The organism is Clostridium sp., from assembly GCF_036642255.1.
Classification (GTDB): domain Bacteria; phylum Bacillota; class Clostridia; order Clostridiales; family Clostridiaceae; genus Clostridium_J.
Genome location: NZ_JAVWDJ010000045.1, coordinates 12,451 through 21,464 on the forward strand (window position 1 = coordinate 12,451; position 9,014 = coordinate 21,464).

Genomic DNA, 9,014 nt, shown 5'->3' on the forward strand with positions numbered 1-9,014 from the left:
CAGCAACAGTATTTAGTTCTATAGATGTTCAAGGACGCTATGCTTATGGTAATCAACCGAAAATTGCTCCATGGAATTTGGCAAGATTTGCTGAGACTTTATTATCATTACTTCATGATAACCATGATGAGGCTGTGAAATTGTCTCAAGAAGCCATTTCAGAATTTAATGAACTATTTCATAATAATTGGATGAAAGGAATGAGAGCGAAACTTGGTATGTTTAATGAAGAGGACCAGGATGAAACTCTCATTGAAAATCTTTTAAATATGATGAAGAAAAATAGTGCTGATTATACAAACACCTTCCGTGCCTTGACCTTTGATAGGTATGAGGAGGAGGTTCTATTTGAGACTACGGAATTTGCTGAGTGGAAGAAACTTTGGCAGGAGAGATTAAGTAGGCAGCAGGAATCAAAAGACTCCTCTAATAAGCTTATGCAAAGCAGCAACCCAGGAGTAATACCTCGTAACCATAGAGTGGAGGAAGCACTAGAAGCAGCAGTAAAAAAAGGAGACTACACTGTGATGGATCGACTTCTTGAAGTACTTTCAAAACCTTATGCCCATACTCCGCAGCAGGCTGAGTACACTACATTACCTGCTCCATCAAATTGTGCTTACCGAACTTTCTGCGGTACTTAATCAATAAGTCCTAGGAAAGAAATAGAGATAAATAAAACTTAAAAGTAGATTATAATAAAATTTTAAGCCCCCTAACTTGAATTAACGTAAGGTTAGGGGGATATTTTAATGAAAATCTATTTAGGGTTTCGTACCTCACCACGGATTGCCCAAAACCATGGAATTGAGTTTTTCCAGCAGTATTGTTTTGACCACATCATTACAAGAACAAATTTTAAAACTCAAATAAACTTTAAAAAGGAGCCTTACAGTTTCAACAAGAACTTTTGAGAGGCAAAACTTTGCTAGGTGGACAAGTAGTTAACAGGAACTATTATAAAATCTCGTTGACTCTTTATAAGAACCTTGGTAGCATTAAATTAATATTCAGTTAATTTTGTAAGTTGAAAGGTAAAAGTAATATAAAAGAGCATTCTTAGAAAAATTCTATTTTAAAGTGATTTTAGTATCATCACAATGACTAATATGAAAAATTAACTAAAGCAAGGGTGCAATGCACCTATGGAAAGAAGGGAACATAATGAAATTAACGAGGGTTCTCAAATCCTACTCAGGGCTACCAAGGGGAATATATATTTTGTTTTTCGTAAGAATAATAAATAGTATGGGTAGTTTTGTTTTTCCACTTTTAACCCTGTTTTTGACGGACAAGCTTGGTCTTGGAGCCAAGGAAGCAGGACTATTCGTTTCACTTTCCGCCTTATCCTACATCCCTGGAGGACTGATAGGTGGAAAACTTTCCGATATTATCGGAAGAAAAAAGGTAATGATTATTTTTCAGAGCATAGCCGCACTTTTATTTTTGCCCTGCGCATTCCTTGGAAACTCAATGATTATTCCATGGCTTTTAATTCTGGCAGGAGTTTCAATTAGTGCTGTTCAGCCAGCAAACAGTGCAATGGTTGCTGATTTGACGGACTCAAGTAATAGAAAGGCTGCTTTTTCGCTGTTGTATCTTGGGATAAATATCGGGTTTTCAGTTGGACCAATTTTAGCTGGATTCCTTTATAAAAACTATTTTGCATTGACCTTCATCGGAAATGCTATTGCAATATTACTAACTTTACTTTTAGTTGTTTTCTTCGTTGATGAAACTAAGCCTTTTAACGTTGAACAGGAAGAAGTGTCTGAAGAAGAAAAAGCTGAAGAGGGAAGTGTTTTTTCAATACTACTTAAAAAACCAGCAGTTTTAGCTTTTGCACTGTGTTCTTCAGTATATTCCTTTGCATACTCTCAAGGGAACTTTAGTACACCACTTCAGCTAAAAGACATCTTCGGGGACAAAGCACCAGAGCTTATGGGAGGAATATATTTTACAAACGGTATTATAGTTGTAACAATGACAACCCTTATAGTTTACCTTACAAAGAAAAATAAACCACTGTTTAACATAGCCCTTTCAGGTGTGTTCTTTGCAACTGGTTTTGGAATGAATTTTTTAATTAAGGCTTATCCTTTATATATAATTGCAACCATAGTTTGGACAATTGGAGAAATTCTCAATGCAACAAATGCTGGAGTTTATATTGCAGACCATGCTCCAAGCTCTCATAGAGGTAGATTTAACTCAGTGTTAAGTATAATAACAGGTGCAGGTTCTGCCATCGGACCAGTTATTATGGGAGGATATATAGAAAATCTTGGGGTAAAATATGTGTGGCCTTTGGTATTTTCAGTAACCATGATTTCTGCATTTATGATTTATATGCTGCATTTAAAGGAAACAAGAAAACATAAAGTTAGTTTAAAGGTTTAAGTAACATGAATTTCATAAAACTTGTATATCAATAATAAAAACTGTAGGCATTTTTAATGGCTACAGTTTTTTGTTGCCCCAATTATAGTAATAAATAACCCATATGTGAAAAATTCACCAAAAGTTCATAATAGCTCAGATTAATCTGTGCTGCTGAGGTACTAATCACGTTTTTATGAAATTTTTAAAGCCTAAAATTCATCCTGCAAAACTTTTTATTCCGTAGCCATAATTCCAATTGAGGGCTAGAATAAACCTGTTTATCCAAATTAAATCCATATTTCATAGGGGGGCTCTATTTGAAGCTATTAAATATTAGGTCTATAATTAATGATGGACTATTTAAAATAGTCTTAATTTTATGTTTGGAAGAGAATTTCAAGCTGAAAGCTTAATGTTTTTATATTAAAGAGACTTAAGAGAACAAACCTTGATTATAGGAATAAGTTAAGTTTTTGAATTTTGTTTCAAGGTCTTTTGGGACAAGTATCATACTAATGAAAGCTGGTGTGTATTAACATGAATCTGAGCTTTTTACGACAAAATACACAAAAACGACGTGAGTTAATATTAAATGGTCCAATACTTTCAACTCTTTTTCTACTTTCCGCTCCAACCCTTATGATGGGATTAGTGCAGTCTATAATGCCTATTATGGATGGTATTTTCATTAATAATATTGTTGGAACCATAGGTGCCAGTGCAATTACCTATTCAGGTCCTATAATAAATATGACTGCTGCACTTGCTCAAGGTCTAAGTGTTGCTGCAATGGCCATGATAGGCCAAATGAACGGGCGAGGAGATTATAAGGGAGCAAAGAAGGTTGCCACTCAAGTTGTTGTTTTTGCATTTCTTATTGGATTAATTGTTGCACCATTGCTTTACTTGTTAGCCTTTCCTATTTCAGGGAGAGTTGATCCCCGAATTTCCCATGATGTTTTTTTATATATTTCTTTAAATTCTTTTATTCTGCCTTTTTTGTTTATAGAGGCTATATATAATGCCATAAAAAATGCTAATGGAAAACCAGAAGCTACCTTCATAAGAATGGTGCTAATGCTGATATTAAAATTTATATTTAATGTGCTATTTATTGCTGTTTTCCACTTCGGACTTATTGGAGCAGTTATGTCCTCCCTAGCTTCAAATCTACTTATTTGCCTTTGGATGTTCTATGAACTCTTTATTAAAGAGGGTGAGGATAAACTTGTGCTTAAAAACTTTAGATTTGATTTTAAGATTTTGCGCAAATTAATTAAAATAGGAATCCCTTCAATTTTAACAAGTTTAATGCTTAACCTTGGTTTCTTTCTAATAAATAATGAGATTGAGAAATATGGTCCTGCGGTATTAACTGGTCAAGGAATTGCAGGCAGCATAACTTCTGTTTGTTTTATACTGCCCTCTGCCTTTGGATCCTCTGTAACCACTATGGTGAGCATGAATGTTGGAGCTGGACAAGGTGATAAAGCAAGGAAATCTTGCATTCAAGGCAGCATAGTCAGTGCAATTACTGCGGCATTATTAATTGCCATAGTTGTTCCATTGTCATCCCATCTAACGGTTCTATTTACGAGCCAACAAGATGTACTTGATATCGCAAATAAATCACTGCATATATACACATATTCTGTAATTGGCTTTGGTATATGCATGGTTCAACAAGGGGCATTCATTGGGCTAGGGCGTACAGGAATACCGCTTGTTATGGGAATTCTTAGAATCTGGCTTTTAAGATATGTATTTATTTTGGCTACAGAGCATGTACTTGGGTTTTATTCAGTGTTTTGGGGGAACTTATTCTCCAACTATATGGCAGCCATAATTACCACAATTTTAATGATTAGAATAAAATGGGTTTCAGCTATTTCTCAAAATGAAAGTAAAAGTGATGATTCAAAGAACATAGCTGCAACTACTAATAGCTAAAAATAATGCCACCAGCTAACAACTGGTGGCATTATTTTTGTGACTTAAAGCTTCCTAAATAGTATTTTGGAAACTTCAAGTATTCACCCTTCTATAAGTGAAAGCTCTTAAGCTAAGGGAAATTATTTTTAAGTAGAATTTTTCAAAAAATTAAAACTATAAATACTTTTTCTCTTTAAAATTCGGGATAAAAATGGTATAGTAGACAAGAAGTAGCATTTAATTTAGATGAATAAATATATACATATGAGAAACCCTTAAGGGAAACTATAAAGATTCATTTCAGTGAAATTTTATAACATGGTTCCCTACAAAATAGGACAGGAGAGAATCTCTATGATGGGCAAAATAAAAAAACTTATAAAATGCAATATGTCTAGTAATCTAATAACACTTATAATATTACTTGTACTTGGTATTATTATTTTAAAAGAAGGCTCCATGCTTCAAAATAAAGAAATGATAGTTTTTCAAGGATTTATACTTATTGGATGTTTAATAAATTCTTACATTATAGTACGTAATTTAATAGTCACTTATAAAAAAATATCTAGCAATTTGGACACTGCAGAAGAGTTAAAGGATATTATAATTAATAGCAATCCTTGTGGCATAGTTACTTTGGATAAAGATGGTATCGTTGAATTTCTAAATCCAACTGCTAAAAATATGTACGGTGCTAAGGGAGCTATTGGATATAATGTACTAGAAATGGATACTATTAAGAATACTAGTCTGCACAAAGCTATTTATGAAGGGTTGCAGGGTACGGCATCTCAAGTCCTAAATCTAGAGTACAGTGAACACTTTGTTTCGGAAAAGAAAATATTAAATGTTAACATAAATCCTGTATTTGAAAGTGATAATTCTACTGTTAAGAAGGTAATCTTAATTTTTAATGATATTACGAAAGAAACTTCTCTTAAAAACGAAGTTGAAGCTACTAATATGTCAACGCTAAAAGCCTTGGCACATTTAGTTGATGCTAGGGATGATTATACCGGCAGACATTCAAGCAGTGTGATGAGGTATACAGAAATTCTTTGCAATTGCTTAAATTTAAGCGAAGAAGAAAAGGAAAAGATAATTATCAGTGCTAATCTTCATGATATAGGGAAAATAGGAATAGATGATTCAATCTTGAAAAAAGAAGGTAGTTTAACTGAAATCGAATATAACAAAATGAAAATGCATCCTGTAATAGGGTCAAGCATTATAGGCGATATTAATGGCTTTGAAGAAATTGGAAGGATAATTAAGCACCATCATGAAAAATATGATGGAAACGGTTACCCAGAAGGTCTTAAGGGGGAGGAAATCCCTTTAGGCTCACAAATAATTGCCATTGCTGATACTTTTGATGCCATTACTACCAATAGGGTATACAGAAAAAGCCTTGGGTATCATAGTGCAGTTAGAATATTAACGGAAGAAAAGGGCAAGCAGTTCAACTCTTATTTAGTTAATATGTTTCTAAAGAAGATAAAAGAGATTCATATTGAGAACGAACTAGAGCATGTTGGTTAATGTATAAACAAAATAGTAGATTATAAAATCTAAGGGGAGTAATTGCCTCTTAGATTTTTTTAGTTGTTGGCTTAGTTTTTACCAATTAAGGTGAGATTAACAGGGGAGGGGAATGTACTTAAAGAAGGGTGTAGTAAAATAATTTCTTTAAGTATATTTATATTCTTTTAAATAAATATTAACATTACTTTACAATAAGAGCATCCTAAGGGTGTTTGTAAATACTTAGGACTTAATTTGCTTATTGCTAGGATTTCTGGAACAGTTGTAATAATGATTTTTATGAGAGGCAAGCAAATCAGCGCAATTGAAACTACCTAGTTGACATTTACGTTACGTCATATGATAGGCTTTGTAATGAGTTAGCTTTCTCATAAGGAGGTTTATATAAAATGGTTGATAATAATACAATTATGAAATTTGGAAGATGTATCGAATGCGGAGCAAAAGAAGCAGATGGACATTCATGCTATGAATTATTTGGGTTTCCTCTTGTTTGGGAACATAATGATCCAAATTTATATGCGCTACACTTCTGGCTTGTTTCCTGCTACATGATACAACACCCTTCAAATTATACAGTAGAGGGATATAACCACATGGTTAATTTATTTTGTGATGCTTATGATAATCACTGGGAAGCAGCTTATATTCTCAAGAAAAATCGAGAAACTGTTAAAAACTTAGGGAAAATAACAAGCGCTATTCCAAATGAGCATCGAAAACGCAATTTTAAATTGTGGTCAATGACAATTGAAGATATATATTTAGGTGGAGAAAAAAATGCAATAGAAAACATAAATAAGTGGAAAGATTATATACGAAGTGAACTAAAATAGCACTATGATTAACTATTAGTTATTACACCCTCTAGAGAAATCTAGGGGTTTTTATTATGAAAAAATCAAGGTTGAAAAAATGGTAATAATTAAAATTTTACAGCATATAAAATAGAAGGTGAAAATCTTTGCATATCCGGTATAGACTTTCAGATTTATCTTTTAGAAAATTTATAAGTAAAGTAAATAACACTGAAATAATATTAGTGTTATGTTATAAATTGGGGGGACATTATGAATTCTGAGTTTATTGAAAAGCGTTTTAAAGATTTATCAAACATGATCGGTAATACACCTTTACTTGAAATCAAGTTAAAATATAAAGGTGAAGAACGTACTATTTATTCAAAAGCAGAATATTATAATCTATCTGGCAGCATAAAGGATAGAATGGCTTTTCACATTTTAAAAAAGGCTTATCAGCGAGGAGAGTTGAAGCCAGGAAGTTTAATTATAGAAGCAACTAGTGGAAATACAGGCATTGCATTTTCTGCTATTGGGAGATCCTTAGGCCACAAGGTAACTATTTTTATGCCAGAGTGGATGAGTGAAGAAAGAAAAAATTTGATAAGAAGCTTTGGGGCCAATGTTCAACTTGTTAGCAAAGAACAGGGCGGGTTCTTAGGTAGTATAGCCATGGCTGAGGAGCTTGCTAAAAAGGAAGAAGACTCTTTTTTACCTTGTCAATTTTCAAATGAAGATAACATAGAAGCCCATTATAAGACTACAGGTCCAGAAATTTGGTGTCAGCTTCAAAATCAGGGACTTAAACCAGATGCTGTTATTGCAGGTGTTGGAACTGGTGGAACCATAATGGGCATTGGGAAGTTTTTAAAAGAAAAAAATCCAAATATCAAAGTCTTTCCACTTGAACCTGCCAATTCACCAACCTTATCAACAGGATACAAAACAGGAAAACATAGAATTCAGGGAATTTCCGATGATTTTATTCCTCCGGTTTTAAAACTTGATAAAATAGATGAAGTTATTTCAGTAGATGATGGGGATGCTATAATAATGGCACAGAAAATAGCTTCAATATTAGGTTTAGGTGTAGGGATATCTTCTGGTGGTAATCTAGTAGGTGCCATCAAAGCCCAAAATCTCTTAGGAAGTAAAAGCGTTGTTGTAACTGTATTTTCAGATGATAATAAAAAGTATCTTAGTACAGATTTAATGAAAGAAGAGCCTGTTAAAGAGGGATTCATTTCTAAAGATGTTGAATTAATAAGTGTTAGAGCATTAAAAAGACCATGTAATACTTGTTATAATCTTTACTAAAATACTACTGGGATTTATAAAGCTATGTTATAAAAACTTAAAATAATTTCTTATTAAAGTTGCTCTCCTAGTGAAATAAACAAAATAATTATGTTAAACAACCCCAGAGGTGATCAGGAAGCACCTCTGGGGTTTATAATAACCTTATTTCAATAAATATACTTATATTCTCGCTGTCTAAGCTTCCCTATTATCATTATTATTATTATTATTATTATTAGGATCAAGAGAAAAAATTTTCACATAAGTCACTGCCAATATAGGTTTCTATGAAGTTCAAAAATCCCTGACATTGTCGACAAAAAAATATAGCTTTCCTAAATATTTGGTAACAACCACCTTAGATAGTTCATATTCTAATGGTGTAGAGATATTTTATGAGGAGAAAAGATTAATATGAACTATATGAAAAATACGAGTTGCATGAACCCTTGCAAACCTGAATTACCAAAGTCTTACAAAACACTAGACGAGGCCCTAAAATTAGCGAAGCAAGCAGTACAAGGCGAAAGAGAAGATGAATTATTCTATGACTATTTAATTTGCATTGCACCTTCAAAGGAAGAAAAAGATATTATTAAATCTATCAGAGACGACGAGCGTAAACATAATAAAATGTTTAGAGCTATGTACAAATATTATACTGGAGAAGATATAAGAACTTCTAAGGATGAAGGTTTCGACAAGCCATGTTCCTATATTGATGGAATTAAGAAAGCTTTGTTTGGGGAGTTAAGTGCAATGGAGAGATATAGAATCATCCGTGCAGGACTTCCTGATAGATATTTTAGAGATATGGCTTTTGAAATTTTAACTGACGAGATGAAACATGCAACTAAATATAACTATATATTAAATCTAAATTTGGAAAGAAAAATGATGCAACATCATATGCATGATATGTGTATGCCTATGGATATGCCAATGCATATGAACATGGGAATGATGGATATGGCAGACATGGATAAGGATATGTGCAAGCCAATGCATATGAACATGGGAATGATGGATATGATGGACATGGACGAGGATATG

The 9,014-nt window shown here is 33.0% G+C and carries 7 protein-coding genes; all 7 read left to right on the forward strand.

Going from position 1 to position 9,014, the window contains the following annotated elements; all coding sequences use genetic code 11:
* The coding region (locus RR409_RS17315) for a protein adenylyltransferase SelO family protein (RefSeq protein ID WP_332559026.1) at positions 1–644 on the forward strand (644 nt) is incomplete at its 5' end.
* A gap of 520 nt (positions 645–1,164) precedes the next feature.
* The gene (locus RR409_RS17320; RefSeq protein WP_332559027.1) at positions 1,165–2,400 is read left to right on the forward strand and encodes an MFS transporter; all 1,236 of its coding nucleotides are present in this window, start codon (positions 1,165–1,167) and stop codon (positions 2,398–2,400) included.
* A gap of 519 nt (positions 2,401–2,919) precedes the next feature.
* Positions 2,920–4,332: an MATE family efflux transporter gene (locus tag RR409_RS17325; RefSeq protein WP_332559028.1), complete on the forward strand. Its 1,413-nt coding sequence runs from the start codon at positions 2,920–2,922 to the stop codon at positions 4,330–4,332.
* Positions 4,333–4,668: 336 nt separating this feature from the next.
* Positions 4,669–5,859, forward strand: coding sequence for an HD domain-containing phosphohydrolase (locus tag RR409_RS17330; protein ID WP_332559029.1), 1,191 nt, complete (start codon positions 4,669–4,671; stop codon positions 5,857–5,859).
* A gap of 392 nt (positions 5,860–6,251) precedes the next feature.
* Complete coding sequence (locus tag RR409_RS17335; protein ID WP_332559030.1) at positions 6,252–6,698, forward strand: DUF5946 family protein; 447 nt, start codon at positions 6,252–6,254, stop codon at positions 6,696–6,698.
* A gap of 234 nt (positions 6,699–6,932) precedes the next feature.
* Entirely contained in the window at positions 6,933–7,979 is a 1,047-nt protein-coding gene (locus RR409_RS17340; protein ID WP_332559031.1) for a cysteine synthase family protein, read from the forward strand.
* A gap of 396 nt (positions 7,980–8,375) precedes the next feature.
* Positions 8,376–9,014 (forward strand): ferritin-like domain-containing protein (locus RR409_RS17345; RefSeq protein WP_332559032.1); only part of this gene is annotated, 639 nt, incomplete at its 3' end.

What these genes read in the sequence shown, in the direction of transcription:
- RR409_RS17335 (WP_332559030.1), top strand. Translation starts at nt 6,252, where the DNA reads ATGGTTGATAATAATACAATTATGAAATTTGGAAGATGTATCGAATGC.
- RR409_RS17320 (WP_332559027.1), top strand. Translation starts at nt 1,165, where the DNA reads ATGAAATTAACGAGGGTTCTCAAATCCTACTCAGGGCTACCAAGGGGA.
- RR409_RS17325 (WP_332559028.1), top strand. Translation starts at nt 2,920, where the DNA reads ATGAATCTGAGCTTTTTACGACAAAATACACAAAAACGACGTGAGTTA.
- RR409_RS17330 (WP_332559029.1), top strand. Translation starts at nt 4,669, where the DNA reads ATGATGGGCAAAATAAAAAAACTTATAAAATGCAATATGTCTAGTAAT.
- RR409_RS17340 (WP_332559031.1), top strand. Translation starts at nt 6,933, where the DNA reads ATGAATTCTGAGTTTATTGAAAAGCGTTTTAAAGATTTATCAAACATG.